Below are 25,964 nucleotides of genomic sequence, written 5' to 3'. Positions count from 1 at the left end.
TCCTTTCTCCTTCACCTATAACCCTTTCCTTTAGTACTCTACAAGGGAAATAATCGGCACATCGGGCAGATTTTTCCGTCCTTGTAAATCTCGTAGCTCGATGATAAACCCAAATCCCAACAATTCGCAGCCAATTTGTTCTACCAGCTTGGCAGTAGCACTGGCAGTACCACCAGTAGCAATTAAATCATCGACGATTAAAACACGACTTCCGGGTGCTAAAGCATCCTGATGGATTTCTAGGCAGTCCGTACCATATTCTAGTTGGTACTCAATGGAGTGAACAGCTGCGGGTAATTTCCCTTTTTTGCGTACGGGGATAAATCCAGCATCCAGCTTATAAGCCAATGGTGTACCGAAAATGAAACCTCTGGACTCCATCCCAATAACATAATCTGCCTTGAGTTCAGCTGTTTCAAATTGTTGGCTAAACAAGTCGATAGTGTGGCGCAATCCGTGGCGATCGCGCAGTAGGGTAGTGATATCCCGAAACATAATCCCTGGTTGGGGAAAATCTGGGATGTCACGAATGAGAGACTTCAAATCCATAAAATATTTCTGTTGACGAAAAATTACTAGTTATAGACTAGGGGAACATTTCCCCAGCAATTCACTCTGTCAGGCAAGACACAATCAGAGAAAAGCTATCATAGCTTTTACCTTCTCGTCTTGGCTTTGTCTACATACCCCTGGAGATATGATGGCAATAGAGCTAGGCTCCGCTCTTCGAGCGAGTGGCTGACTAAATCCAAACAGCGTCGGGATGATATCAATCCAATCTCCAATCTTTGATCCAAAATGGTATCAGGTATCTGCCTGAAAAATCGTACACTAGAATGTCATACTCTTGGTATGCAAGCCTAAGGTAGACAGCTAGTTGTCCTCATCTAAAGTTCTATGAGGTAACTTGTAGCTTGTTTAACTCACAACTACGGGAAACCACCTCTGAGCAAAAGTATTCCTCACAGAATGTTAATCTTGCTACTCAGATGGGTACACTGAACCAGTGAAAACTTTCAATGAGTGTATACGGAAAACTTTCGCTGAAGTTGGTAAGTAATGTATATATTAGGCAGAAATGTCAACTAACAAGGAGTCAACAAACATAGAGGAAAGATTATTCAGATGCCAACTACTAATTAACTTTTTGCCAGTAGTTTTGGGGCAAAATCCCCAAGCCATTATTGCCCAAATCATTCCCAGTCAAAGAAATTTCTCCAGTATTTTTTATTTGCCTATATATCTTAAATTAGTTTTATCTCAGTCTGTTGCAGCCGCATAAAGGTATATATAATGAGTGTTTCCGCCAGTTTAACGCCTTCTAGTCCTCCCCCTGTCTCACCGCCAATGATTCTGGATACGTTACCTAACCCTGCAATTGAAGGGCAGATTTGTCCGCAAAAAACCAGATTACAAATAGATTTAATTTTGTTGGCAATTGAAGCTCTCGAATTAGGTGGTTCTGAAGCTATTTTGACTTTTGCCGAAGAATTGGATCTACGAGATGTTATTAGAGATAGGGTGAATTTGTGGCGGATGCGTAGCACAAACCCCCTGCGGAGAGCGCATATACGTCGCCCTTTAACTATTTTAGAAGCCAAGGCTTTAGTCATAATTGCCTGCTATTTAGCACGACGCTTAACGGTTGTGATTCGGCAATTATTGATGATTTGCGAGCAACTCAACGAAAAACAAATTCCTCTGGAACAGAATTTGCGATTATCTAATTATCTGGAGCGTTTTCGAGCGCATTTTAAAAGTCGGATGAATTTACGACGCTCGGGAGGATTGTTGTCCATATCTTCCGATGACAAATTAGATGAATTGGCGATAAATTTATTGGGGCAGTTACTTTTCTGCACAGGTACAGCTGGGATGCAACGATTCTGGATTAGTCTTTTTGACGGTGAAGTAGAATGAATATTCAACGTAAGTACAGCCTACCCAATTGCACAATACTTTTAGAAGGTTTGAGTGATGCCTCTAGGGCTGTTCACTTTCAAGAACTACGTCCAGAATTGTCTATATTGGTGAATGCTGAGTGCTATTTAGCCGGTTATGAGCAACCATTGATCGGAGGACGAGAATTTTTTGAAAGTTTAGTGCAAGCAGTTAGTGCTTATGCTCAGGAATTTTTGAGTCAGGTTCCTAATCCTCAAGCACACAATACAGAATCCGAATTTGTGCAACTGCAAAAAATAGATGGCGATCGCCACCGATTAACTGTACATTCGGAAACTCTCCACTCTGTGACTGATGCTAGTTATCCACAACCAAAAAGCGGAACTCACCAAGTTGATTTAAATACGGTACAGCTCTTTGACTTGGTAGAGGCTGTTGATCAGTTTTTTGCCGATAGCCAAACCCTACCAGAAATATCTCTTCAACTACAACCTGTTCCCAGGCGTTACGGTGGTGCAAGTCAAGCTCTTATCAAGCAAGCAGTACCTGCAACTGTTGGAGCAGCTAGTTTAGCAGCCGCAGCTTTAGCTTTGAGCGTGATTCCCGTTCCTAAAATTACCCCTGGGGAAACTAAACCTCAAACACAAAGTTCCAATCCTGCCAATTCTACAGTTTCTCCCACACCAGTTACCAACGCTGCAACCAATAATGCTATAAGTCCTATATATAATCCCGTAGATACTCCCACAGCTAGTGCGACTCCCGTAGATGCTCCTACTCCCACAGCTAGTGCGACTCCAGTAGATACCCCTACTCCCACAGCTAATGCGACTCCTGCGGTACAAGATTTAGAAGCATTACTAAATACAGTTCCAGAAATCACTGACCCTTCCCAGCTCAAAGCTCTGAACCGTCAGGTTTATAATTCTATTAACGCCGCTTGGACTGCACGTAAAGGCATCTCTGAAGATTTAGTCTATCGTGTTGGTGTTGCCGCAGATGGCTCTATTGTCGGCTATAAAGCTGTGAATTCTAAAGCGAATGATGCCATAGAAAAAACTCCCCTGCCGAATCTTCTCTATAACCCAGCCAAACGTAACCCCATATCTAAGGAGCCAATTGCTCAGTTTCGTGTAGTCTTCACCGGAGATGGTGTACCCCAGGTGAGTCCCTGGAGAGGTTACGTTAAACCACCGGATGTGGTGGGAGCTAAAATTACTGATGGCAATACCATCAAAACCTTAAATCAAAAACTTAGTCAAACAATTCAGCAAAACGCCCCCACTGGTCGCAGTTACACCAAGGACTTAAAATATCGGGTAGCGGTGAATAAGGATGGTGTGATTGCTGACTACGAGCCGCTCAATCAAGTTGCCTTTGATTATTTCCGGGAAACTCCTCTACCACAGATGTTTCAATCTGTCTATGGTTCTAATATTGCCGCACCTAATAGCAAGGAAGCATTAGCCCATTTTCAGGTAGTCTTTAAACCAGATGGCAAAGTAGAAATTGCCCCATGGCAAGGTTACAAGTAAGGGAACAGGAAAGGGGATAAGTAGATTTTGCTGTCACCTGACTTGAAAAAGCAGGGGAACTGGGGGACAAGGGGGACAAGGGAGACAAGGGAGAAACAATTAATGCCCAATGCCTATTTTCATCTGTCCTGGTGTACGCAGTTCATGACGGCTACTTTGTCACCTTTCCCATATAGCTCCCCCATAATTGCGCTGCTTGGGCGCTACTGCCGTTAGTTGCAGAGTTGTTATCGTTACCTAACCAAATACCCGTAGTTAGACGACGACTGGGAATAAAGCCGATAAACCACAAGTCCTTATTATCATTGGTTGTACCAGTTTTACCGGCTTCCCCTAAACCGATCGCCGCACTTCGCCCTGTACCATTGGTAATCGCTCCCCGCATTAAGCGCGTCATGGTATCGGCGACATCTGCGTTTAAAACGCGCTTGTTGGCTTCCCTATCTTGGTCAAAGGTATAAATTACTCTACAGGTAGTGCGGTCATTACGGTCTTTGCAGTCGCTGCTGTCAAGGATTCGACTAATGGCATGGGGACGATTCCACACACCACGATTGGCGATCGCCCCAAAGGAACCTGTCATTTCTAAGACATCAACTACGCTTTGTCCTAGAATTAAACCTGGTACGGCTTCTAACTCAGAACGGACTCCTAACTGTCGTGCCATCGAGACAACCTTGTCTAAACCCACTTCCTTGGCTACCCTCAGGGCAACCGGGTTTTCACTGAGAGCAAAACCTGTACTGATACTCATACTACCTACCCCACTGCGACAGGGTTTATAGGTAAAACCTTGCCAGGGTAATGCAGCGCAGGAATAGGTTTTTTCCGGAGAAATTCCCTCTTTGATGGCTTCTGCGTAGGCAAAAATTTTGAAGGTAGAACCGGGTTGCCTTTTGGCTTGAAATGCTCGATTAAATTGGGAGGTTTTGTAGTCTGTGCCACCAACCATTGCTAAAATTCCCCCGGTACTGGAATCTAAGGTGACAAGCGCTCCCTGGGAGAAACCAAAGGTACTACCTGCTTGATTGACAGTTGTTCGCAGGGATGACTCCGCTTGAGTCTGCATGGAAAGATTTAGCTGGGTTTCAATAATAAAGTTGCCTTCGGTGGCAAGTTCCTTTCCCAGGATAGACTCCAGTTCGGAAAATACGTAGCTGTAGAAGTAGGGGGCAATAGTTTTGGTTTGTTGTTCACAAACTTTACCACTTATCTCCACAGGCGATCGCCGTGCGCGATCGTGTTCATCCTGTTTAATTTTCCCCATCTCCAACATTCGCAGTAATACCCGATTGCGGTAATACTGGATACGACGTTTACTCTGGTTATCACCACAAAAATTAAAACCGTTGGGAGCAGGTAAAATGCCTACCAAGGTGGCAGCTTGGGAAGCGGTTAATTTCTTCGCTGACTCCCCAAAATAATATTGTGCAGCATCCTCAAATCCCGATGTATCCGCCCCTAAGAATACCCGGTTGAGGTAAGTCAGTAAAATTTCATCCTTACTGTAAAAAGTCTCTAGCTTGAAAGCAACGATTGCCTCTCGGACTTTTCTTCCTAAAGAATCTTGCCTACCAACATAATCGCGGAATAAACTTCTAGCAACCTGTTGGGTGACGGTACTTGCCCCCTGTTGCACATCTCCACTACGAGTATTAATAAATACTGCTCGTAACACCCCATAGGGGTCAACCCCGAAGTGCCAATTGAAACGACTATCTTCGGACGCGATGACTGCGGAGGGTAGGTAGGGTCCGAATTCCTCTAGCCGCTTCATGTCAATATGTACTGTCGTCCGAGGTTCCCGAAGTTTGGTTTCCCCATCTCCAGCATAAATAATGACTGGGGCACGGGTTGCCGTTGGCAAGGGTTTAACATCAAATTTCAGCCACTCAATGCCAATTACCAGGGCTAATAAACCAGTGGCTCCAGCCACCCCATACCCTGCCCAGGTAGCAGCCTTGACATAGATTGGGGGAGGGTCTATGTATTGTAATCTCACCGAAGCTGCCAATTCTGGTGGTCCCAGGGTGAAAATATCACCATGCTTGAGTTCTAAAGAACTTACCCGTCGTCTTCCTCGGTAAATGCCATTGGTAGAACCTTCGTCTTTAATTACGAATACGGGTTTGCGTTGTGTGGAATCCCGCGAGAGAGAGAGGTGGATTTGACTGACTACGGGGTTCCGGACAACAATATCGCAAGACTTGGAGCTACGTCCTAAAAGATAGCGATCGCCCAGGAGCGGATACACTTCCGCTTGAGCTGCCCCAGCATCCTGTACCCAGAGTTCGGGTACTTTTGCATTCGGCTTTAATGCCAGTTTAGAAAAATCAACCCTAGCTTGAATTGTTTGAACTGCTTGAGTCAGCTGACCCAGCAGAGTTTGTGGCTTTTGTGGGGGTTGGGGGGAACTCATCGGCGATTTAGACCACGGTTATTACTCAAGTATTTCGGCAACTGTAATCTCGATGTTTGTCTGCCACCATTTTACTCATAAGCAATGGATGACGTTATTCTCGAGAAAATGTTCCCATTTTTTTTGCACATTAAGATAATTTATAGCCTGTTGTCATACATAAAGTGGCAAATTTTTGCAAAAAATACCTATATTTTTTCTTTTCTCAAATCAATAGGGTAAATCAGCATATTTCCTACACAGACTATATTTCCATAAGATGGAGTGACTGGGAAAAACTTCTAGGTGGGGAGCGTGATTTTGACGTAGTTCTAGGGCATTTTTCTATTTATAATTTTTATTCATCAAAAATTCAAATTGCCCAAATCTATGTGTAGCCAGCTTTTTAGCTTGGTTGATACATATATTTTTATCAATAATTGAGAAGATTTTTGCCGATTTTTACCTATACAGAACATCAGATACAAATATACATCCCTATTTAGGCAGATTTTCTTGGGCAGGTTGTTTGATTTAATGAGCGGAGTATTCCTTCCTGTAAGGTGTTGAGGTTAATAACTATGAAGGGAAAATTTCTCACCCTAATCGGCACTGCCCTAATCCTCGGATTAACAAGTAGCTTGGCTGTTGCTGAATCAGATAAACAACCGGGAGAAATTAAACTCTCACCAGAAGGGATGAAAATCCTTTGTGAACGTTTTCCGTTGAATTCTCGTTGTGCAGGAAATGCTAATTCTGCTCCTAAAGCTCCTGCTCCAGAAGCTCCTGCTCCAGAGGCAACTCCTGCTCCAGAAGCTCCTGCTCCAGAAGCATCTCCTGCTCCAGAAGCTCCTGCTCCAGAAGCATCTCCTGCTCCAGAAGCTCCTGCTCCTAACAAAATGACTCCTGCCCCAGAAGCAACTCCTGCTCCAGAAGCTCCTGCTCCAGAAGCTCCTGCTCCAGAAGCATCTCCTGCTCCGGAAGCATCTCCCGCTCCTGCTCCTGCTCCTAAAACTGCTAAATAGTAGTTATTAGGACTGGTTATTTTGGGCTGAAAGATATTTAATACCAGTTCACGAAAATAATAGATACAGATATAGGGTCATAATGCTGGCACCCAAGCTGATAATTTGTATCGTATATCAAGTGAAATGGTATGACGCATCCTAACTTGATGTGTGAATAACAACAAAAAGGTAGAAGCGGGCAAAATGAGCCTTAAGACTTCTACCTTTTGTATTTGAGTATAAATTCTGGCTAAGTTTTTTCCTGAACTAGGACATAGGGTTGAACAATTAATGTATTAAATCGTTTCGCGCGATCGCTGTTCCATTCTCCTAATTGTTCTACAGAAGGTTTACTTAGTAGGGCTTCACTAATCCAATTACCGACTTGGGAGGTGTTATCAGAGGCGATCGCGACTCCGACATCAATCAAGTCTAAACCGACTGCTACTACCACTACTGCGTCTCGTTGCACATGGGGTATTAACCAATCCCACTCTGCCTCATCAAGATTTTCTTTCAGTTCTATTTTTAAGTTTTCGTTAGTCATAGGTAAGAGGGAAGGGGGAAGGGAAAAATTTAATACTAATTCTCCAAAATAAAGCTACACATAGACAGTAGGAAGCAGGGGGAGAATTATCTGTAGCCGGAATTTAGAGAAATGGTTTAACAGGAAAATATTTTGGGACATGCAAATTTTGCAAAAATAAAATTTTTACTGGCAGCAGCATTCGGCTGAAATCTTGCCTTTTCCTATTGCCTATTACCCATTAACCTGGTTTATCTTCCCAAATCGTGGAGAGCATTAATAGCTTGGGCACATTTTTGCGTCACCGCTTCTAACTCATACTTATCTGTAGAATTAGGTGCAGGGATTAATTCGCCAATTCTGACTGTTACCGGGACTCTCCGAGGTGTGGCTGTCCCCTTAACTTCAATTTTTTCGGTTCCCCACAAACTCACTGGTAACAATGGTGCATTGGCTTTCGCTGCTATCAATGCTGCCCCACGTTTAGGATCGTCAATTCGTCCATCAAGGGTACGGGTTCCTTGTAAAAATACACCAACTGCCCAACCTGCTTCTAAATATTCTAAAGCAGCACGAATGGCAGCGCGGTCAGCAGAACCACGACTAACAGGGTAAGCTCCATAGAGGGCGATCGCCTGCTTCAAAACTGGAATTCTAAATAATTCTTCCTTTGCCATATGTGCCACTGGACGACAGACACAATTAGAAACTATGGGTGGATCATAGTTACTTGCATGGTTACTCACCACTAATAGGGGTCCAGTTTGCGGCACATTCTCCGTACCATAAATTTTACCCTGGAAGTAAAGATGCAACATAGGGCTAACCACAGACCATTTAAAAGCGTGGTACAGCAGGAAACTTACTAGGGGCGGTTCACGGTTTGGAGACATGGTTAATTAGGGGAAGGGAGAAAGGAGAAAAACGGGGTAAGAGCAAGGAAACGGCAAAGAGGAAGGTTATGAACAACTCTATTACCTATCCTCCTATTACCCATTACCCCCAAGGATATTTCTGTTGCATCAGACAACTTCTGAGGCAGTGTGAATATTTTCTAGCTGCAAACTCGGACAGGTGCGTTTAATTAAACCAGTTAATACATTTCCTGGTCCAATTTCCACAACTTTCTCTATCCCATTTTCCGGCAATGCCAGGGAAATTTCCCGCCACCGTACTCCCCCGGTCATTTGCTGTATCAAACGTTGCTTTAAAATCCCGGCTTCCGTGGCTGGAGAGGGGTCTACGTTAGATAAAACTGGCACTTCCGCATCTAAAAAATCTACGGAATTAAGGACATCTTGAAATTCCGAGGCAGGAGCCGCCATCAAAGGAGAATGAAAAGCTCCTGAAACATTTAAAGGCAATGCTCTTTTGGTTTTTACCTGGGACATCACTGCTTCCACGCCAGCAGGTGTGCCAGAAATAACTACCTGTAATGCACTATTATCATTGGCTAAAACGACATTGGGTGTAGCTGCTAAAGCTGCCTCTAACTGCTCACGGTCAAATTGTATCAGTGCTGCCATCATTCCCCCGGCAACGCTACTCATCAATTCTGCCCGTCTTTTTACCAACCGCAATCCTGCTGACCAATCATAGACACCAGCAACATACAAAGCAATGTATTCCCCTAGGCTGTGACCAGCGACAATATCAGGCTGATACTTGGCTTTGAGTAAGTCAGAAAGAATACTTTCAACAACGTATAAACATGGTTGTGTATAAAGAGTTTGAGCCAGTTTATCAGGGTCATTTTGGCAGATGTCAGTTACAGACCAGCCTAAAATTTCCTCAGCTTGGGCAAATTTCTCTTGAGCTGCTGGCAATTCTAGTAAATCTATTCCCATACCCTGGGCTTGGGAACCTTGTCCGGGGAACACCCATGCTGTTTTAGTCATCGATCATGCAATTTGAGAAATAAATAAGGAGTAAGGAGTAAGGAGTAATAAATAAAAAGTAGAGATTTATGGCTGATGTAAATTAGAAACACCTCTTATCCCATAGGGGTTTCAAGATAGATTCAAAATCATTGTTTCGGAACTAGCTAGGAGATATTAAGGGTTTCAAGGCTTAATTCACTACTCATTACTCATGATTTATTACCCATTACTCATCGTCAGTTTTTCCCTGTCCTCTTTCATTGACAGCTAGATATCGGAATATCAGCGTCCCCATTGAAATATGGCTGCTCCCCAGGTCAATCCGGCACCAAAGCCAGAGGCGGCAATCATATCACCGGGTTGAATTTTACCTTCTCGGACAGCTTCATCCAGAGCTAGGGGTATGGAAGCGGCAGAGGTGTTGCCGTAACGACTCACATTACTAATAACTTTGTTTTCTGGGATATTCAGCCTTTGAGCTACGGCATCAAGAATGCGTTGATTTGCTTGATGCAGCACTAGCCAATCGACGTTATCTGGGCTGAGGTTGGCATGAAATAGAGCTTTGTCAATAATTTCGGGCACTTTCTGGACGGCGAAGCGGTAAACTTCTTTACCATTCATGGTAATGGGTTGAAATTTCCCTCGACTGACGCTGACACCGGGAATTAATTCTTGGTCTTCGCAGGTGTAGGCAAGATTCAAGCAACTGTTCTGAGAGCCATCACTTTTGAGTTCAAAACCGAGAAGGCGATCGCTCTGGTTTGCCTGCAAAACTACAGCCCCCGCACCATCACCAAATAATACACAACTGCGTCGGTCTTCCCAGTCTACCCATCGGGAAAGCATATCTGCCCCGATTAATAATACATTGCGGAATACGCCGGTACGAATATATTGGGCAGCTGTGACTAACCCAAAGACAAAACCGGAACAAGCTGCTGTTAAGTCGAAAGCTACCGCCCTATTTGCTCCTAATATCCCTTGGATTTGGCAAGCACTACCAAATAAGTCATCGGGGGTAGAAGTGGCAAGCAGAATTAAATCTACATCATTCGCTGTTAGCCCTGCTGATTCTAAGGCTCTAGCAGCTGCGGTGGCGGCGATCGCGCTTAAGGATTCACTACATTTTGCTAAATGACGTTGACGAATTCCCGTTCTTGTGGTAATCCATTCATCGGAAGTTTCGACTATTTCAGCGAGTCCATGGTTATCAAGGAAAGTGCTGGGCACTGCCGAACCACTTCCAGTCACTGCAATTCCTATATTCTGCACTCCGGCTTCTCCCAAGTTATCTGCATTTCATTGTTGGTCAAAATCCTTAGGGTGTAGGTTCCACTGCTAAGGGGTAGGGTTAAAAATGGCATCATTCCCAAAAGACGGTGTGGGAAAAATCCCGTTTTTCTTTTTCCAGGTCAGGCTTTTCTTCTTCGTAAACCAGGAGAATTGTATGCATTTTTTTTGTGGCTAACATTTCCTTCACCCCTTCACCTTTGTCTTTTCCCTACCCCCTGAGGAGTATTGACCATTCCCTACTGACTATTGACTATTAACTGAGATTGCAGTCTTTGCAAAACTTGGTTATCTACGGCTTCTTTTGCCATGCGAATTGCATTGAACACAGAAGGTGCTTGGGAGCTACCATGACCGATAACACAAATACCATCCACACCCAAAAGTAATGCTCCGCCATGTTCGGCATGATCCATTCTTTGCTTAACCCGTTTGAGGTTGGGTTTGAGAATGGTGGAACCGATTTGACCGCGCAATCCTTGGGGTAATTCTTCCCGCAGAATTTGGAGGATAATACTGCCTACAGCTTCAGCAAATTTGAGTAAGATATTGCCGACAAAACCATCACAGACAATTACATCAAATTCACCCGAAAGCACGTCCCGTCCTTCGGCATTGCCAATAAAATTAATTTGGGAATTTTCCTGGAGCATTTGGTGGGCACGAACTGCGGCATCATTACCCTTACAGTCTTCTTCACCAATATTTAGTAAGCCGACCTTTGGTTCTGACACACCCAAAACGTACTGACTGTAGGCAGAACCCATGACGGCAAATTGCTCTAAAAACTTGGGACGGCAGTCTACGTTCGCTCCGACATCTAAAATCAGCACTTGCTTGCTTGCCACCATTGTGGGGAAGACTGTACCGATGGCAGGACGGTCAATTCCCTTAATTCTGCCCAAGCGTAGTAATGCTGATGCCATTGCTGCTCCGGAGTGACCGGCAGAGAATACCGCGTCAGCTTCTCCTTGTTTGACTAAACCCATTGCCACATTGATTGAGGATTTGGGTTTGCGACGTACAGCAGTCAGAGGTTCTTCATCCATGGCGATCGCATCTTCAGCCGATACGATCTGTACCCGTTCCATACTTGTTTTTGACGGCAGGGCTGCTTCAATTTCTTGGGGATCACCCACCAGTAATACTTCTACACCCAGTTCTTCCTTTGCCCGCAGAGCGCCAGCAACGATTTCACGGGGTGCGTGATCTCCTCCCATTGCGTCAATTGCGATCCGTACGCAAGTTGATCCCATTGCTTAATTAGCTTCTAGAAACCTTACAAATTTTACCAGATGACCTTGCTGAAAGTTAGAGATTGATGACGAATAAATTTTTGCCGTCAATCGAAAAAACCAGGAAAAAATTAAAAATATACTAGAACCGAAATCCATAATACGGGCAATCCAGATTTATTTCCTTCATGGTGTATTGATGATTTGTCCCTGATTTCTGACTATTTTTCACAGGTGCAACCAAGCCCAACATAACATGAATAATTACCATAACTGGTGACTGATTACTAGGACTAGGCAAAACTGAGGAGAAATCGAGATGTCAAGCGTCAGGGAATTTGCCTGATTGGTAACTGCATCGGAGGAAGATATGGTATGTCTTATTAGACTCTTGCTTTGGTGTTGCCAATATTTTTCCCATTTTCTCTTCTTTGTGATTTTTTGAACCTTGATTGATACTCAGGACAAGGAGTAAAATTCCGAGGACTTACGCAACAACAAGAAAATTATTGTCACCATCGGACATAGATAGGAAAAATCCTGGTGGTGTATAAATCCCAGGTAAGTTTTATATTGCAATAAACGAAGTAACACATTCTACAGAGGGATGCAGGATGCTGGAATTAGTCGGTTCAGGTTTGGTTTCTGTGTGGTTGGAGATGGCTGGAGTGCAAATGAAGCCTGTAGATGCTCTGGATGTGTTAACCTGGCAGATTAGTCCCGGTTTAGTTGTGGCTCCAGACCCCAGTCCCATAGGAGTGACGACAGTACAGCAATACTTGAAGGGTTTGAGTACTACGAAGTTAGTACCTGCTAATCTGGCTGCTAATCAGGGAATTTGGTTGCAGTCTGGACCAATGTTAATGGCTAATCATCAAGGAACTGTACCTCTACCTGCTGCTTCTTTGACTAAGATAGCTACTTCCTTGGTGGCGTTAAAAACCTTTGGTTCTGAACATCGATTTCAAACTTTGGTGGGGACTACGGGCAAAATTGACAAAGGGATACTACACGGCGATTTAATTATTACCAGTGGTGGCGATCCGATGTTTGTCTGGGAAGAGGCGATCGCCCTGGGTAATACCTTGAATAAGATGGGTATCAAGCAGGTTAAGGGTAATTTGGTGGTTACGGGCAATTTCATGATGAATTTTATGCCTAATCCCCAGGTTGCTGGCACCGCTCTGAAAGAAGCAATGAATTCTGGTGCTTGGACTCGTCCGGCGGTATATTCTTATTCCTTAATGCCTAAGGGAACGCCGAAACCCCAGGTGGTAATTACGGGGACTGTGAAGGTGGAAACCCAGCCGAATCCTCAACAAAGTTTGCTGGTACGCCATTATTCTCTGCCTCTGAAGCTAATTATCCGAGAGATGAATGTTTACAGCAATAATGAAATTGCCCAGCGTTTGGCTGATTTAGTCGGAGGACATGCTGTGGTGCAAGCAACTGCCGCCCAGGTAGCGAATGTTCCCCCTGGAGAAATTCAATTAATCAATGGTTCTGGTTTAGGTGTGGATAACAAAATTTCTCCCCGTGCTGCCTGTGCAATGCTGATGGCGCTGCAAAAAGCGGCTTTTGCTCAAAAAATTACCTTGGCTGATTTATTCCCGACTTTTGGGGTAGATAAACGGGGAACAACCCATGGCAGAAATATGCCCAATGCCACGATTTTTAAAACTGGGACGTTGAATAGTGTGAGTGCTTTGGCTGGAGTCATGCCAACTCGCGATCGCGGTTTAGTTTGGTTTGCAATTATCAACCGAGGTGTGGGTGTTACGGCTTTCCGTTCTGAGCAGGATAAATTGCTTCAAAGTCTCCTCAAGCAGCTACAGGTATCGGATGTCATACCTGCTAGTATCACACCCCATGATGCTGCGAGTAAGTCTCTACCCAAGTTTGGTCAAGGAGAACGGAACGAGGTACTGTTTAAGGGTTGATTTGGGAGCAAGGGTATGAATTAGGGATTATGGAATCTTCTCCTGGGGAATAATTTCTGTGATTACCCTTTTGCCTGTATTTCCTGCCTTGACAACGATGTTTTCTGTTTGAATATTTCCTTGGGCTTTGTCTCCATTAAAGGTCATGGGTGGGTTAACTTGGCGATAGGTGACATTGCCTTGGGCTTCTACGATTTTCCGGTCAAGATACCAGGTAAGGTTATCGGATTGGATTGACTGTCCTTTTTGTCCCACCCCGTTGACATTACCTGTGAGATATACTGTTTTCTGCGGTATTTTTAATTCCCCTTGATTGCCTGTAACTGTGACATTTTCGGCTTTATGGAACACACGTACAGGGGTATTGCTCTTGACTGTTTCGGTATTCAGGTTCCATGTCATTGCATTACTGGCAATTTGCATGGGTGGATCGAGTAATTCAATTTGGGAGTTTTTATTGATAGTGGCGATTTTGGTTTTAAGGTTGATTTCTGCACTATCTCCCCTACCTCTATCGGTTACTTGCTTATTTTTATAATGGTCGATTTGTACGGGGCGATCGCCAATTAATTTCTGGTCTTTAATTTTCCAAATCAGGTGTTCTGTGCGAATTTGTAAGGGAGGATCGGCAGAATTTGCTAGGACTCCCCCAGAAAAATCGATGCGTTGTTCCCTGGTTTTAACTTTTGCTTCTTTGGCGATCGCCTGAAGTTGTTTATGTTGTCCATTAATTCTGTCGCGCAGAATCAATAAATCTTCTTTTGGTCGCCATTCTAACTCGTTACCATACAACATGATGCCGTTGCGTGGATCCTTGGCAAATATTTTTCCCTTTAAAAATAATTGTTGACCATTCTGTTGAATGTCTGCTTTTTCGGCTGTAATTTGGTAGACTACTTTTCCATCTTGATAAAGTTCCCCATAGGGTTGATCTACCTGACCAATTTCTTTTTCTTCTGTGTATCTTGCCTGTTTTGCTTTCACACTCCAAATCGGTCGTCCCACTTCGTCGAACTGTTCTAGAATTCCACCATAGACGGTGAGCTTACTGTCAGTTTCTCCAGGAGTGTTATCTTGAGGCTGTTTTGCTGTCTGAGTTTGACTGCTGCAAGCAGTGATCAATAGCAGTAAAAAACACAGAACTAAGGATAGGAAAGGGGAAGCAGCAGAGGAAGATGGATATGGCAAAAGTACGGGAAAAAAGTTTTTTCTTATTGTCATATTTATTAATTGGACTTCAGTATATCTATCTCCACTCTGCAACTGGGTTATTCTGGTATTTCTAAGTGTCCCTCCACCTCTCGGGAAGATTCGAGAAATTCCATTCCTAGGGGACGGTAGGGATAACTTTGTCGGGGAGTTTTTTGGATATCTTCTTTGACAGCTTCTAAATCTATATAGCGATCGCTGACGTTAATCAAGCTATCACTGGTCATGGATCGCAAACTGACGACTTCTACCCGTACACCCCGATAGCTGACAGAGTTGACTGCATAAGCCAAATCTCCATCACCGCTTACTAAAACTGCGGTATCATAGGAGTCCACCAATGCCATCATATCCACGGCAATTTCCACATCTAAGTTCGCTTTCTTAGAACCATCTGGTAATTGCACTAAATCCTTGGCAATCACACGATAACCATTACGTCGCATCCATAATAGAAAACCTTGTTGTTTTTCATTGGTTCTATCTACACCGGTATAGAAAAAAGCCCGAAGTAATCTCGAACCCCCTGTCAATCGACAAAGTAACTTTGTATAATCGATTTCTATCCCTAATTGCAATGCTGCATAAAATAGATTAGAACCGTCTATAAATATTGCAACACGACCTCGATTTTCTAAGACTTGCTCCGGCGTAAAAATGGAGTCGTTTTCTAGGTTATTCAACATATTTTCATACCTCATTTTTTATCACACAAAATAATTGATAACGGTTTACAGATTGACAGATTAATTCCCGAAAATTTGGGAATTGCATGATTTAAGCTTTGTTATGGAAGTTTGTACAGTTTTTTATGTTTCAGTTGTTGCCCTCATGCTGCACAATTGACCACAGAATTATATTTAGCTTTCAGAGTGCTGTATATCTCACCCTGAAAGTAAATTGTCCATTGTCAGCACTGCACTAATTATTAATCGTTTTGAGGTAGTTCCAAACGTTTAAAAATTGGACGAGGTTCACCTAATGTTTGCTGATTTGAGAGTAGTCCCCATTTGCCATGGGTACAGAATGGAGTATTCGCAGCAGCTACAGCTTGCAGGTTAAAGTCAACACCAAAGCCTAGTTGCTGGTATATATCGCTACTAATTTTGGGGATGACAGGTGATAGGAGATAAGCTGCTAACCTGACTGATTCTAAAACTGTATATAGAACTTGCTCTACGGAAGCTTGGTGTCCTTTTTTATACAAAGTCCAGGGAGCTTGGTCATCAATGTATTTATTACTGGCTTGCACCAGTGTCATGATGGCTTCGCAGGCTTGATTAAAGGCTAATCTTTCATAGGCAACTTTGACTGTCTCTCCTAAATCGAGAGCGATCGCCTTTAAAGGATTATCATTGGGAATGTCTTCATTGGTAATAGCGGGTAAATTTCCACCACAGTATTTTTTCACCATGTTTAAAGTCCGATTCAGCAAATTACCTAAATCGTTTGCTAAATCTGCATTTAGAACATTGATGAATCTAACTTCATTAAAATCTCCATCCTTACCAAATTCGATTTCCTTAAGGAAGTAATAACGAACGGCATCCGCACCATAGGTTTTTACTAGAGCGATGGGATCTAGGGTATTGCCCATACTTTTACCCATTTTTTGCCCATCTTTGGTTAAAAATCCATGACCAAATACCCTGTCGGGCAAGGGTAATCCTGCTGACATCAACATTGCGGGCCAATAAACTGCATGAAAACGCAGAATATCTTTACCAATTAGATGCAGATTGAAGGGATACCATTGAGATACCGCATTCGCTAAATTCGGTTCCGCTTCTGGCTCTAATAGGGCAGTAATATAGCCCAAAAGAGCATCAAACCAAACATATAATGTGTGCTTGGAATCTGCGGGTACAGGAAATCCCCAATCGACGTTTACCCGTGAAATCGAAAAGTCTTGTAAACCTTGTTTAACAAAATTTAAGACTTCCTTGCGGCGACTTTCTGGTTGAATAAAATCTGGCTTAGATGTATAAAGTTCTTCTAATTGACTTTGATATTGAGAGAGGCGGAAAAAATAGTTACCTTCATCTCGCCACTCAACTTCTTTGTTGGGGTGGATGGGACAACGATGCTCAGGTAAAAGTTCCCGTTCTTCTTTAAACTCCTCGCAGGAGACGCAGTACCAACCTTTTTGCTGACCTAGATAAATATCTCCCTTCTCCCAAACTCTTTGGAAGAACTCTTTAACGATCGCCTCATGTCGTGGGTCGGTTGTCCGAATAAAACGATCATACTTAATATCTAATAAATGCCATAGGGTATCAAAGCCCCCAGAAATTTCATCCACGAATTCTTGGGGTGCTTTACCTTTACTTTCTGCCGCACGCTGAATTTTTTGCCCGTGTTCATCTGTTCCGGTAACCAATAGCGCAGGATTGCCTAGTAACCTTTGAAATCGCACGGTCACATCTGCCGCTATGGTTGTGTAAGCACTACCAATATGGGGTAAATCGTTTACATAATATAACGGTGTTGTGAGAGCAAATGTTTTCTCTATGTTTTTCGCTAGACTCATGCAAAACCAACAATTATTTTTTAAATATACTTATCTGAGTTTTTAAGCAAAACCACGTAATTATATAATACAGCCACTGTTATTTCAAGTTCTGCTCTTATACTAACAAATTTATATTGTCAATCAATTTAAAATTACCGCAGCAATCGGAACAAATATTCTGTCATAAGTATGTACTTAGATACCTGTCAATTTTAAATTTTCGGGAAGAAGGCAAAATTTTCCCTTTTTTGGAAAAATTTCAACTATGAATCGTTACAACTTAACCAAGCTATGGCTGATATTGACTATGTACAATACATAAGTATATCTGCTATTGGTCAGCAAAGTTTCTGATGACTCATTATGATTCCAGGCAGATTTACAAGAGGATTAAGCCAAAAGTTTATTTATATACTTCATGCTTGAGCATGAATTTTGCGAGGGTTGCAAAAGTGATAAAAAAGTGAGAAGACCTAGCTGTTTATTTTTCTCTAATTAAAAATTCTCAGTTGCCAATAGATAAGCCTTATAGGCTTAAAGAAAATATCTGTACACTTTTTGATTTTTAAGATTTTGCTTAGAAATGACTCAGTTACATAAATGGATTACAAGGGGAAATTTATTTTATTCAGGACTTATTTACCATGAGAATGAATAATAAATTTAATTCTTTTCAAGTATTTATTTTTCTATCAAATAATCTCTGACTTTCTGTAGATAGGATTTATTTCTTCAGGTAGTGACAATATTTGTAAATAAATGTAACATTTGGCAATGTAAAGTTAATATTCGCTAGCACTATGAGTATTAGTACTCCCTTAGATATTTCTCGTACACTTCTAGGTGCGCTCTCCACCAAGATATGCCAATACTATGAAGAACGTATTCCTAGGGAAGGGAGTTTATTAGTGGTGAGTAATCACCGTAGCTTTATGGATGCATTGGTTTTGATGGCAGCAATTTCCACTCCGATTCGTTTTGCTTGCCATCACTATATGGGGCAAGTTCCTATACTAAAGGAGATTGTGACAGAACAATTTGGTTGCTTTCCCTTAGAAGCAAATTTGCAGCGTCAGCAAAGCTTTTTTCAGCAATCACAAGCATTACTCAAATCCCGTCATGCGGTGGGAATTTTTCCGGAAGGAACAACACCGATGGTAAAATTTACAGCACCTAACCAGATTCAGGAGTTTCATCGAGGATTTGCCCATTTAGCTGTACGTAATGCCATCAAAAATTTAGCAGTTTTACCGATCGCCATTGCTTCCTTAGAGGAAGTACAAACATCGGTAGTTCCTTTGAAATTACTAAGTTTGTTTGACCCTTCGGAGCCATTATTTAATCAATCGGGATGGCATCCCCTAATTATCTATCAACGTGTAGCTGTATTGATTGGTCGTCCCTATGAAATTACATCCCACCACCATGAACAGTATCAAGGGAAACAGGCAAAGGCTGTAGTTACGGAAATCACAGAATATTGCCATGGAGAGATTTCACAGTTATTGCGTCTGGGTTGCTACTGAAAACTTCATGATGAATTTCAGAAACAGAAGGACTGAATTCAAGCTACCATCGAAAAAGGCTGACAAGCTGAGTAAAACCATTTTCTTTTGAATTTTGCCTTGTGTTGGATTAATGACCAAACCTTGCTTTTTGACTCCGAAACGTATGCAGCCAGAATATCCATTATTTATTTATTTACCAGGGATGGATGGTACGGGGCAATTACTGCGATCGCAGACGGGGGGATTAGAGGTGGGGTTTGATGTACGATGTTTAGCGATTCCTCGAGATGATTTAACTAGTTGGGAAAACTTGGCTGCCAGTACTTTAGAGTTAATTGATGGGGAGTTAGACAGAAATCCTCACCGTGAAGTTTATTTATGTGGAGAATCCTTTGGTGGTTGTTTAGCGCAGTTAGTAGCAACAATTGCACCTAAATTATTTGACAAGGTAATTTTAATTAATCCAGCTTCCAGTTTTCACTTGCGTTCTTGGTATGAATGGGGAGCGCAGCTGATTTATTTTACACCGAGTTTTTTATTTGATATTGGAGCTTTAGGATTATTACCGTTTTTGGCAGAATTATCACGGATGACGGGGAGTGATCGCCAGGAATTACTTAAAACTATGCGTTCGGTACCACCGCAGACGGTTTTGTGGCGACTATCATTAATTCGAGAGTTTCAACTAGCGGCAAATAAGCTACAACAAGTCACCCAACCAGTATTATTGATTGCTAGTGGTGGGGATAAGCTTCTTCCTTCCGTTGCCGAAGGGCAAAGATTAGCCAGTATTTTCCCTGATGCTCGCATGGTAGTATTGCCTCACAGTGGACATGCTTGCTTGTTAGAAACAGATATTAACCTCTATGAGATTCTGACTCAAGAAAATTTTATTCAGGGTGTTTTTCAGAAATGTACTAGTTTGGAAGCAAGCAATTGATAAGTTAGTGTTTATTACCAGCTAAGTCAATATTTAGATAAATGCTTACCAAATTGTACTTAAATCTAAAATAAATCCCGGTAAAATATCTTCACCACTCAAGGTACTGGGATGATTTAATTCCTCAACCGTATTATCAGAGCGATAAATATAAGCTTTGCGGTTAACTCTATCAATTAACCAACCTAGGAGAGTGCCGTTTTCTTGATACTCTGACATTTTACTTTTTAATGTGTTCAAATTATCGGATTCTGACCGTAATTCAATCACAAACTCTGGACAAATAGGTGCAAACTTTTTCCGTTGTTCCAGGGGAATTGCTAGCCATTTAGTCTTTTTAATCCAAGCCGCATCGGGAGAACGTACCGCCCCATTTGGTAGTCTAAAACCACCGCTAGAACCAAATCCCACGCCGCTACCATCTTGTTTTGTCCATATACCTAATTGCACAATCAAATCAAAATTACGCTCATCTGTTTCCGAACCTGTGGGGGGCATGAATAGGACTTCTCCTGTGGCATTGCGTTCGATACGTGTATCTTGATTTAGTTGACAAAATTCGTATAATTGGTCATCGGTCATGGTAATTACTGGATGGAACTTTAACACCATGGGGATGTTTTCTAGATTTGTGGGTAACTGTGCTGTCATACTGACTTTTATGCTGGGTAAATTGTAATTGTTAGGATTTATATATGTAGTTAACTGATATTTATATGTTGTCTATTGTGAGAACTTTGTAAATCTAGATTCTGAGATTATTGCCTGATTTTGTAATGACAAAAATCAACTTTTGATCATGGATGAGGTTTATATTCTATTTTACAGGAGGGAATTCATAGCAAGTTGCTTTCTGTTGTAGTAGTTTTGGTGAGATTGCTTCCTTACGCTCCGCTACAGTCGCAATGACAGGGTAGTATTGTTGATCGCAATTTGGTATCAGACTCAAGGGTGGTTTTCAGAACTGAGATTATGTTCCCCTTGAAGAATCTGACACCTAAATGACAGCAATGCATAAAACGAGATTTTTACGCAATACTGGTACAAGAACTTTTATAGTTAAAAGCACACATGGAAATTAGACCAGGTAGTACCTCCCTTTTTGACTGGACTGGAGATGGTTTAGCCGTCGGCTTATTTGAAGAGACAACGGAATTAACAGGTGATTTAGTAGCTTTAGATGGCAAATTAGGAGGTGCGATCGCCGAGCTAATTGCTGAGGAAGAATTTAAGGGTAAGGTTGGTAGTTTAATATCCACCCGCATCAGTGGTAATACCTCTATACGGAAGGTGATTCTCGTCGGTTTGGGGAAAGGGGAAGGATTAACTGCTGAAACCTTGAGAAAAACTGCTGCGACTGTGGCAAAATCTGCCAGGAAGCAAAAATGTAAAACCTTGGGTATCTACTTACCAATTTACAATGGTGATGCTGCCACCACAGCCCAAGCAATTACTGAAGGGATAGAACTGGGGTTATATCAAGATACTCGTTTTAAATCAGAACCAGAAGAGAAATCTCCCCAGATAGAAACCATTGATTTACTGGGATTGGGGGGACAGGAAGCAGCGATTACCCGTGGTACCCAGATTGCCTCTGGGGTGATCTTGGCACGGCAATTAGTGGCTGCACCAGCCAATGAGGTGACACCGATTACTATGGCAGACACAGCCTCCGCGATCGCCAAGGATTATGGTTTAGAATTAACCATCTTAGAACAAGCAGAATGTGAACAATTGGGAATGGGTGCGTTTTTAGGAGTTGCCCAAGCTTCTGATTTACCACCAAAATTTATTCACCTCACCTACAAACCCCAGGGTACACCCCGGAAAAAACTGGCAATTATTGGTAAAGGATTAACCTTTGATTCCGGTGGTTTAAATATCAAGGGTGCAGGTAGTGGTATTGAAACCATGAAAATTGATATGGGTGGAGCTGCGGCAACCCTCGGTGCAGCCAAGGCGATCGCCCAACTCAAACCCGATGTGGAAGTACATTTCATCTCTGCCGTTACCGAAAATATGATTAGCGGTCACGCTATGCACCCTGGAGACATATTAAAGGCATCAAATGGCAAAACAATCGAAGTTAACAACACCGATGCTGAGGGTCGTTTAACCCTGGCTGATGCCCTGGTTTATGCTGATAAATTGGGTGTGGATGCTATGGTGGATTTGGCAACTCTAACAGGTGCTTGTGTGATTGCTTTGGGTGATGATATCGCCGGCTTATTTACCCCCCATGACGGTTTAGCAAAAGAATTGGAGCAAGCAGCAGACAAGGGTGGGGAGAAAATTTGGCGAATGCCGATGGAAGACAAGTATTTTGATGGTTTGAAGTCAGGAATTGCGGATATGAAGAACACTGGACCTCGTGCCGGTGGTTCGATTACGGCATCTTTATTTTTGAAACAATTTGTCAAAGATACCCCTGCATGGGCACATTTAGACATTGCTGGACCAGTTTGGGCTGATAAGGATAACGGTTATAACAATGCTGGTGCTACAGGTTTTGGTGTGCGGACTCTTGTAAGTTGGGTGCTGGGATAATTAAGAGGTAAAACATGAATATAGTGGGAGCATCTCGCTCCCTTTTCCTCATCAGGTATCAAGATAGGGAAGTGGGCATAATATTGTTTCCCAACCTTGAGTTTGGTTAGAGGGCTTTGGATGCTTTTTCTGAGGGTTGGGCTGTCGCCTAACCATGACTATTTGCCTGTACGAGTTACCCTCATCTCAGGTTTGTACGCTCCGCTTATCACACTGATTTTACTGGCAACTCTGTATTAGTTAAATCTGCACCACAAAAAGATGTGGTTTTATACGTAAATATTTTGGAAATCAATAGATTTAAGCTGGTAAATGTATATTTAAAAGACAAGATAAATAAAATCACGTAAATAATCCCAGTCACCAAATTATTACTACTCAAATATATGCCCACTTGTGCTGACAACAAAAATGTCAATCCATAGCCAGAAACGGCAGCAATTGTATTAATCATAATGGGAAATATTCCCCGAATCAGATAAAAACTAACTCCACCCATGACTATCGCTAAAACCACAGCCGTCAAGACAGCTAATTGAGGATTTCTTTCGCCTGTGGCAATTCCACCATAATAAAAACCCATCAAAGCACCGGATGCACTAGCAGAAATTGAAAAAATAATCCTGTTCAGGATACTATTTTGACGTAAATAGATTTCCCCTATTGGTAAGATTATTCCCGATAGCAGTAAGCTAATTACTAATACAATCGCAAAATTCCATACTGGGTCTGATGGGGTGCGGTTAATCACACCAAATACCATTTGAGAAATGGCATGAAATGCTGAAATCAAAATTGCGATCGCCACTAATAAAGCTAATAATAAATCCCAAATAGTTTGTCCGATTTTTGCTCCCTCAAAATTAGCTCCCCTTAAGGAAGCATAATTAAAATTACAGCCGCGAATATCTGCATAACTAAAATCCGCCTCATCCAGATTTTGACCTTGAAAAGAACGGTGAGATAAATTTTGATGGCTAAAATTATGGGAACTCATTTACAATTACAAAATAATCAAATAATTTAATAAGAAAATGCCAAAAATACGTCCAATTTTGAGAGCGATCTCCATGGGTTTTCTAATATTACCCATGTTGTTTTATATTGGGCGACACTTTCAGCGTCCAGAACTAAAAAATACCAAGAAGCAATTATTTAGTGGCATTACCTACGAACGGATAATTCTCAAACAACCTCGTCCAGTGGTCATTCACATTACGTTTATAGATTTAAAAGTACCGGGAATAAAAGTATTCGTTACACCCCCAATCAATCAGGAAAGTCAGGGAACTCGAGCCAGAACTACATCTGATTTTCTCCAAGAATTTAAATTACAACTAGCAATTAATGCTAATTATTTTTATCCTTTTCATGAAAATACTCCCTGGGATTATTATCCCCGTATAGGTGATACTGTAAATACAATAGGACAAGCAATATCTAATGGTAAATTCTATGGCAAGGTTAATGAAAATTGGTTTGTTTCTTGTATTACTAAGAATACAGTTAAAATAATCAAAAGTGGTAACTGTCCGAATGGTACTTTACAGGGTGTAACAGGTACGGAAATTTTAGTTATGGATGGTAAACCTAGGAAAACAGATAGTACCCATAATATCCAAGAAAAACCATACTCCAGAGTTGTGATCGCTACTAATAAGAATGGCGACAAATTGTGGTTAATTGCTGTTGATGGCAAACAACCACTGTATAGTGAAGGTCTGACAAATCCAGAATTGACAAACTTTTTAATCAAATTAGGTGTTGATAAAGCCCTAAATCTCGATGGTGGAGGTTCCACTACATTAGTCATGGAAAATAATGGTCAACCAAAATTATTAAACTCCCCCATTCATACCCATATTCCTATGCGAGAACGTCCTGTTGCTAATCATATTGGCTTTTATTTTCAGAAAAAATAATCAAAAATTGTTTGGCTCATCCGTGTTTTCAAAAAGTACTAGTACGACTACGCGGAATTCAAAATGCCTCTTGCTCCCTGCTCCCTGCTCCCTGCTCCCTGCTCCCTGCTCCCTTCGGGAGAGCTTCGCTAACGGGAGAGCTACACTAACAAAATTCAAAATTCATACAGCGTTAGTGTTTCGTTGATTTTGTAGACGCAAAGCGATGAGGGTGTCGCAATGTTGGACACCACTTGCTACCCTGCGGGAACGCCTTCGGCGAACAAGCCGGGAAACCCGTTAGGGTATGATTGGTTTATTTACGCCGTGCTAGTGACAGAAGAAGACTATTTCCTTTCTGGGTGGGCTCTTTCTTCTGGAGAAGGTGTACCCATACCGTTAATTACAGCAATTAGTTGATATAACCGCCCTAAATCCCTTTGGTTAAAGTAGAGAATTAGACGGGGTAATTCAAAGGTTTCGTCCTGTGTTTCTTGGGGTAAAGCTGGGCTTTTTTCGATTTTGCCTTTCACTAGAATATCGCTGAATTCTTGGTTGAGTTTTTCAACTTCTGTATCCGAAAGTTCTAGTTTGAGACGCATCACTAGGCGATCGCCTACGTATCTACAGGAGTGGTATACCTGGTAAAATCGGGTAATGGCATTACAAGCTACGACTAAATCGTCTGTAACTGTATATAAACTGGGGTCTTCTGGACTAACTAAACCTGTTTGTACCAGTTGTTTATCCACATATTCGCTCCAGGAACGCCAATAATCACCACCAGGACGATCAATTAAGACTAGGGGTACGGGACCAAATTTACCTGTTTGACTCAAGGTCATACATTCAAAGGCTTCGTCTTGAGTCCCAAAACCACCAGGAAATAATGCCACCGCGTCACTTTCTTTGAGCAAAAATAGTTTGCGGGTAAAAAAGTATTTGAAGTGTATCAGTTTGGGATCACCTTCAATGAAGGGATTCGCTTGCTGTTCAAAGGGTAATTGAATATTTAAACCGAAGGAATTCTCCCTTCCTGCTCCTTCGTGACCTGCTTGCATAATACCACCGCCACCCCCAGTCATGACCATAAAACCTAACTGGGAGACGTAGCGGGCAAAATCCACTGCCATTCTGTATTCTGGGGTTTCTGGAGCCAAGCGTGCAGAACCAAAAATAGTTACTTTTCGCACATGGCGATAGTGATGAAACATCTGGAACCCAAGTTCCATATCTGTCAACGCAGCAGACAGGATTTTCCAATCTAAGCGCTCGATATCAGCTTCTGTCAAACTGACTATAGTTGCCAGTACCTGTTGAATATACTGTCGATGCTTTAAACTGGGTAGACGTGCAAATAACTCAGCGATATCCGCTTGCAGAGACTCTGATGTGTCAAAAGACGCAGATGAGGTCATGGGAAATATAGCCAAAAACGGCGTTATACTTGAAACTTTTAATTATTTTTCACAATAAAAAGCACCTATGGCTAACCCTTAACCAAGGTACCAATGACGAATCATATCGCCAATTTATTTTAATTGAGAGCAAATACGTAAATCTGTACAAACTAGGACAACTACAATTGCTACATCAAAATTAACCTACTTTGTCACTGCCGACAAGATAAT

At 42.1% G+C, this 25,964-nt stretch carries 22 protein-coding genes; 9 read left to right on the top strand and 13 right to left on the bottom strand.

Annotation, left to right across the window (positions count from 1 at the left end; genetic code table 11):
• Positions 1 to 30: 30 nt before the first annotated feature.
• Positions 31 to 549: an adenine phosphoribosyltransferase gene (locus IJ00_RS12055; RefSeq protein ID WP_035153374.1), complete on the bottom strand. Its 519-nt coding sequence runs from the start codon at positions 547 to 549 to the stop codon at positions 31 to 33.
• A 529-nt stretch (positions 550 to 1,078) separates the two neighbouring features.
• Between IJ00_RS12055 and IJ00_RS28375 the strand changes: the two genes are divergently transcribed.
• From IJ00_RS28375 to IJ00_RS12045, 3 genes are read left to right on the top strand one after another with little or no spacing between them, the layout of a single operon-like run.
• Positions 1,079 to 1,282, top strand: a complete 204-nt coding sequence (locus IJ00_RS28375) for a hypothetical protein (protein WP_144416033.1) — start codon at positions 1,079 to 1,081, stop codon at positions 1,280 to 1,282.
• An 11-nt stretch (positions 1,283 to 1,293) separates the two neighbouring features.
• The gene (locus tag IJ00_RS12050) at positions 1,294 to 1,920 is read left to right on the top strand and encodes a DUF3038 domain-containing protein (RefSeq protein WP_035153372.1); all 627 of its coding nucleotides are present in this window, start codon (positions 1,294 to 1,296) and stop codon (positions 1,918 to 1,920) included.
• Positions 1,917 to 3,437 carry a DUF4335 domain-containing protein gene (locus tag IJ00_RS12045; RefSeq protein ID WP_035153369.1) on the top strand — a complete coding sequence of 507 codons (1,521 nt, stop codon included), beginning with the start codon at positions 1,917 to 1,919 and terminating at the stop codon, positions 3,435 to 3,437. The genes IJ00_RS12050 and IJ00_RS12045 overlap by 4 nt, the downstream gene beginning before the upstream one ends.
• Before the next feature lie 151 nt (positions 3,438 to 3,588).
• Here IJ00_RS12045 and IJ00_RS12040 read toward each other — a convergent pair whose 3' ends face one another.
• Positions 3,589 to 5,856 (bottom strand): transglycosylase domain-containing protein, encoded by a 2,268-nt coding sequence (locus IJ00_RS12040; RefSeq protein ID WP_035153367.1) that lies wholly within the window; start codon positions 5,854 to 5,856, stop codon positions 3,589 to 3,591.
• Between the two features lie 560 nt (positions 5,857 to 6,416).
• Here IJ00_RS12040 and IJ00_RS12035 point away from each other — a divergent pair.
• Positions 6,417 to 6,860 carry a hypothetical protein gene (locus IJ00_RS12035; protein WP_035153365.1) on the top strand — a complete coding sequence of 148 codons (444 nt, stop codon included), beginning with the start codon at positions 6,417 to 6,419 and terminating at the stop codon, positions 6,858 to 6,860.
• Positions 6,861 to 7,092: 232 nt separating this feature from the next.
• Here IJ00_RS12035 and IJ00_RS12030 read toward each other — a convergent pair whose 3' ends face one another.
• The 5 genes from IJ00_RS12030 to plsX form a co-directional block, all read right to left on the bottom strand.
• A complete protein-coding gene (locus tag IJ00_RS12030; RefSeq protein WP_035153364.1) occupies positions 7,093 to 7,389 on the bottom strand; it encodes a DUF2288 domain-containing protein in 297 nt (98 codons plus the stop codon).
• 230 nt (positions 7,390 to 7,619) lie between these two features.
• Positions 7,620 to 8,261 carry a 1-acyl-sn-glycerol-3-phosphate acyltransferase gene (locus tag IJ00_RS12025; protein ID WP_035153363.1) on the bottom strand — a complete coding sequence of 214 codons (642 nt, stop codon included), beginning with the start codon at positions 8,259 to 8,261 and terminating at the stop codon, positions 7,620 to 7,622.
• A 129-nt stretch (positions 8,262 to 8,390) separates the two neighbouring features.
• Positions 8,391 to 9,266, bottom strand: coding sequence for an ACP S-malonyltransferase (gene fabD / locus IJ00_RS12020; protein ID WP_035153362.1), 876 nt, complete (start codon positions 9,264 to 9,266; stop codon positions 8,391 to 8,393).
• A 264-nt stretch (positions 9,267 to 9,530) separates the two neighbouring features.
• Complete coding sequence (locus IJ00_RS12015; RefSeq protein WP_035153361.1) at positions 9,531 to 10,523, bottom strand: beta-ketoacyl-ACP synthase III; 993 nt, start codon at positions 10,521 to 10,523, stop codon at positions 9,531 to 9,533.
• Positions 10,524 to 10,780: 257 nt separating this feature from the next.
• Positions 10,781 to 11,797, bottom strand: a complete 1,017-nt coding sequence (gene plsX, locus IJ00_RS12010) for a phosphate acyltransferase PlsX (protein ID WP_035153360.1) — start codon at positions 11,795 to 11,797, stop codon at positions 10,781 to 10,783.
• A 593-nt stretch (positions 11,798 to 12,390) separates the two neighbouring features.
• Here plsX and IJ00_RS12005 point away from each other — a divergent pair.
• A complete protein-coding gene (locus tag IJ00_RS12005; protein WP_035153359.1) occupies positions 12,391 to 13,716 on the top strand; it encodes a D-alanyl-D-alanine carboxypeptidase in 1,326 nt (441 codons plus the stop codon).
• A gap of 27 nt (positions 13,717 to 13,743) precedes the next feature.
• Here the strand turns inward: IJ00_RS12005 and lptC are convergent, their stop codons facing one another.
• The 3 genes from lptC to metG form a co-directional block, all read right to left on the bottom strand.
• Positions 13,744 to 14,937, bottom strand: coding sequence for an LPS export ABC transporter periplasmic protein LptC (lptC, locus tag IJ00_RS12000; protein WP_082127316.1), 1,194 nt, complete (start codon positions 14,935 to 14,937; stop codon positions 13,744 to 13,746).
• A gap of 47 nt (positions 14,938 to 14,984) precedes the next feature.
• On the bottom strand, positions 14,985 to 15,611 hold the full coding sequence (locus IJ00_RS11995; protein WP_035153357.1) for an NYN domain-containing protein: 627 nt from the start codon (positions 15,609 to 15,611) through the stop codon (positions 14,985 to 14,987).
• Positions 15,612 to 15,853: 242 nt separating this feature from the next.
• Entirely contained in the window at positions 15,854 to 17,455 is a 1,602-nt protein-coding gene (metG, locus tag IJ00_RS11990; RefSeq protein ID WP_035153356.1) for a methionine--tRNA ligase, read from the bottom strand.
• Positions 17,456 to 18,237: 782 nt separating this feature from the next.
• Here metG and IJ00_RS11985 point away from each other — a divergent pair.
• Positions 18,238 to 18,963: a 1-acyl-sn-glycerol-3-phosphate acyltransferase gene (locus IJ00_RS11985; RefSeq protein WP_035153354.1), complete on the top strand. Its 726-nt coding sequence runs from the start codon at positions 18,238 to 18,240 to the stop codon at positions 18,961 to 18,963.
• 112 nt (positions 18,964 to 19,075) lie between these two features.
• A complete protein-coding gene (locus IJ00_RS11980; protein ID WP_144416032.1) occupies positions 19,076 to 19,885 on the top strand; it encodes an alpha/beta fold hydrolase in 810 nt (269 codons plus the stop codon).
• A 45-nt stretch (positions 19,886 to 19,930) separates the two neighbouring features.
• Here the strand turns inward: IJ00_RS11980 and IJ00_RS11975 are convergent, their stop codons facing one another.
• Positions 19,931 to 20,536: a Uma2 family endonuclease gene (locus IJ00_RS11975; RefSeq protein ID WP_035153351.1), complete on the bottom strand. Its 606-nt coding sequence runs from the start codon at positions 20,534 to 20,536 to the stop codon at positions 19,931 to 19,933.
• 420 nt (positions 20,537 to 20,956) lie between these two features.
• Between IJ00_RS11975 and IJ00_RS11970 the strand changes: the two genes are divergently transcribed.
• Positions 20,957 to 22,432 carry a leucyl aminopeptidase gene (locus IJ00_RS11970; protein ID WP_035153350.1) on the top strand — a complete coding sequence of 492 codons (1,476 nt, stop codon included), beginning with the start codon at positions 20,957 to 20,959 and terminating at the stop codon, positions 22,430 to 22,432.
• A gap of 208 nt (positions 22,433 to 22,640) precedes the next feature.
• On the opposite strand, the gene IJ00_RS11965 is transcribed toward IJ00_RS11970, so the two are convergent.
• A complete protein-coding gene (locus IJ00_RS11965; RefSeq protein ID WP_035153348.1) occupies positions 22,641 to 23,429 on the bottom strand; it encodes a pentapeptide repeat-containing protein in 789 nt (262 codons plus the stop codon).
• Between the two features lie 37 nt (positions 23,430 to 23,466).
• On the opposite strand from IJ00_RS11965, the gene IJ00_RS11960 reads away from it, so the two are divergent.
• Positions 23,467 to 24,354: a phosphodiester glycosidase family protein gene (locus IJ00_RS11960; protein WP_035153346.1), complete on the top strand. Its 888-nt coding sequence runs from the start codon at positions 23,467 to 23,469 to the stop codon at positions 24,352 to 24,354.
• 326 nt (positions 24,355 to 24,680) lie between these two features.
• On the opposite strand, the gene IJ00_RS11955 is transcribed toward IJ00_RS11960, so the two are convergent.
• Positions 24,681 to 25,751 (bottom strand): LOG family protein, encoded by a 1,071-nt coding sequence (locus tag IJ00_RS11955; RefSeq protein WP_035153344.1) that lies wholly within the window; start codon positions 25,749 to 25,751, stop codon positions 24,681 to 24,683.
• Positions 25,752 to 25,964 lie beyond the last annotated feature (213 nt).

Origin of the sequence: Calothrix sp. 336/3, assembly GCF_000734895.2 — a bacterium.
In the GTDB taxonomy this organism is placed as follows: Bacteria; Cyanobacteriota; Cyanobacteriia; order Cyanobacteriales; family Nostocaceae; genus 336-3.
Note: the sequence above shows the minus strand (reverse complement) of the source record. Positions and strands in the feature narration are given on the sequence as shown.

Coding starts and splice junctions, on each gene's coding strand:
- IJ00_RS12055 (WP_035153374.1), bottom strand. CDS start 549: ATGGATTTGAAGTCTCTCATTCGTGACATCCCAGATTTTCCCCAACCA.
- IJ00_RS28375 (WP_144416033.1), top strand. CDS start 1,079: ATGTCAACTAACAAGGAGTCAACAAACATAGAGGAAAGATTATTCAGA.
- IJ00_RS12050 (WP_035153372.1), top strand. CDS start 1,294: ATGAGTGTTTCCGCCAGTTTAACGCCTTCTAGTCCTCCCCCTGTCTCA.
- IJ00_RS12045 (WP_035153369.1), top strand. CDS start 1,917: ATGAATATTCAACGTAAGTACAGCCTACCCAATTGCACAATACTTTTA.
- IJ00_RS12040 (WP_035153367.1), bottom strand. CDS start 5,856: ATGAGTTCCCCCCAACCCCCACAAAAGCCACAAACTCTGCTGGGTCAG.
- IJ00_RS12035 (WP_035153365.1), top strand. CDS start 6,417: ATGAAGGGAAAATTTCTCACCCTAATCGGCACTGCCCTAATCCTCGGA.
- IJ00_RS12030 (WP_035153364.1), bottom strand. CDS start 7,389: ATGACTAACGAAAACTTAAAAATAGAACTGAAAGAAAATCTTGATGAG.
- IJ00_RS12025 (WP_035153363.1), bottom strand. CDS start 8,261: ATGTCTCCAAACCGTGAACCGCCCCTAGTAAGTTTCCTGCTGTACCAC.
- fabD (WP_035153362.1), bottom strand. CDS start 9,266: ATGACTAAAACAGCATGGGTGTTCCCCGGACAAGGTTCCCAAGCCCAG.
- plsX (WP_035153360.1), bottom strand. CDS start 11,797: ATGGGATCAACTTGCGTACGGATCGCAATTGACGCAATGGGAGGAGAT.
- IJ00_RS12005 (WP_035153359.1), top strand. CDS start 12,391: ATGCTGGAATTAGTCGGTTCAGGTTTGGTTTCTGTGTGGTTGGAGATG.
- lptC (WP_082127316.1), bottom strand. CDS start 14,937: ATGACAATAAGAAAAAACTTTTTTCCCGTACTTTTGCCATATCCATCT.
- IJ00_RS11995 (WP_035153357.1), bottom strand. CDS start 15,611: ATGTTGAATAACCTAGAAAACGACTCCATTTTTACGCCGGAGCAAGTC.
- metG (WP_035153356.1), bottom strand. CDS start 17,455: ATGAGTCTAGCGAAAAACATAGAGAAAACATTTGCTCTCACAACACCG.
- IJ00_RS11985 (WP_035153354.1), top strand. CDS start 18,238: ATGAGTATTAGTACTCCCTTAGATATTTCTCGTACACTTCTAGGTGCG.
- IJ00_RS11980 (WP_144416032.1), top strand. CDS start 19,076: ATGACCAAACCTTGCTTTTTGACTCCGAAACGTATGCAGCCAGAATAT.
- IJ00_RS11975 (WP_035153351.1), bottom strand. CDS start 20,536: ATGACAGCACAGTTACCCACAAATCTAGAAAACATCCCCATGGTGTTA.
- IJ00_RS11970 (WP_035153350.1), top strand. CDS start 20,957: ATGGAAATTAGACCAGGTAGTACCTCCCTTTTTGACTGGACTGGAGAT.
- IJ00_RS11965 (WP_035153348.1), bottom strand. CDS start 23,429: ATGAGTTCCCATAATTTTAGCCATCAAAATTTATCTCACCGTTCTTTT.
- IJ00_RS11960 (WP_035153346.1), top strand. CDS start 23,467: ATGCCAAAAATACGTCCAATTTTGAGAGCGATCTCCATGGGTTTTCTA.
- IJ00_RS11955 (WP_035153344.1), bottom strand. CDS start 25,751: ATGACCTCATCTGCGTCTTTTGACACATCAGAGTCTCTGCAAGCGGAT.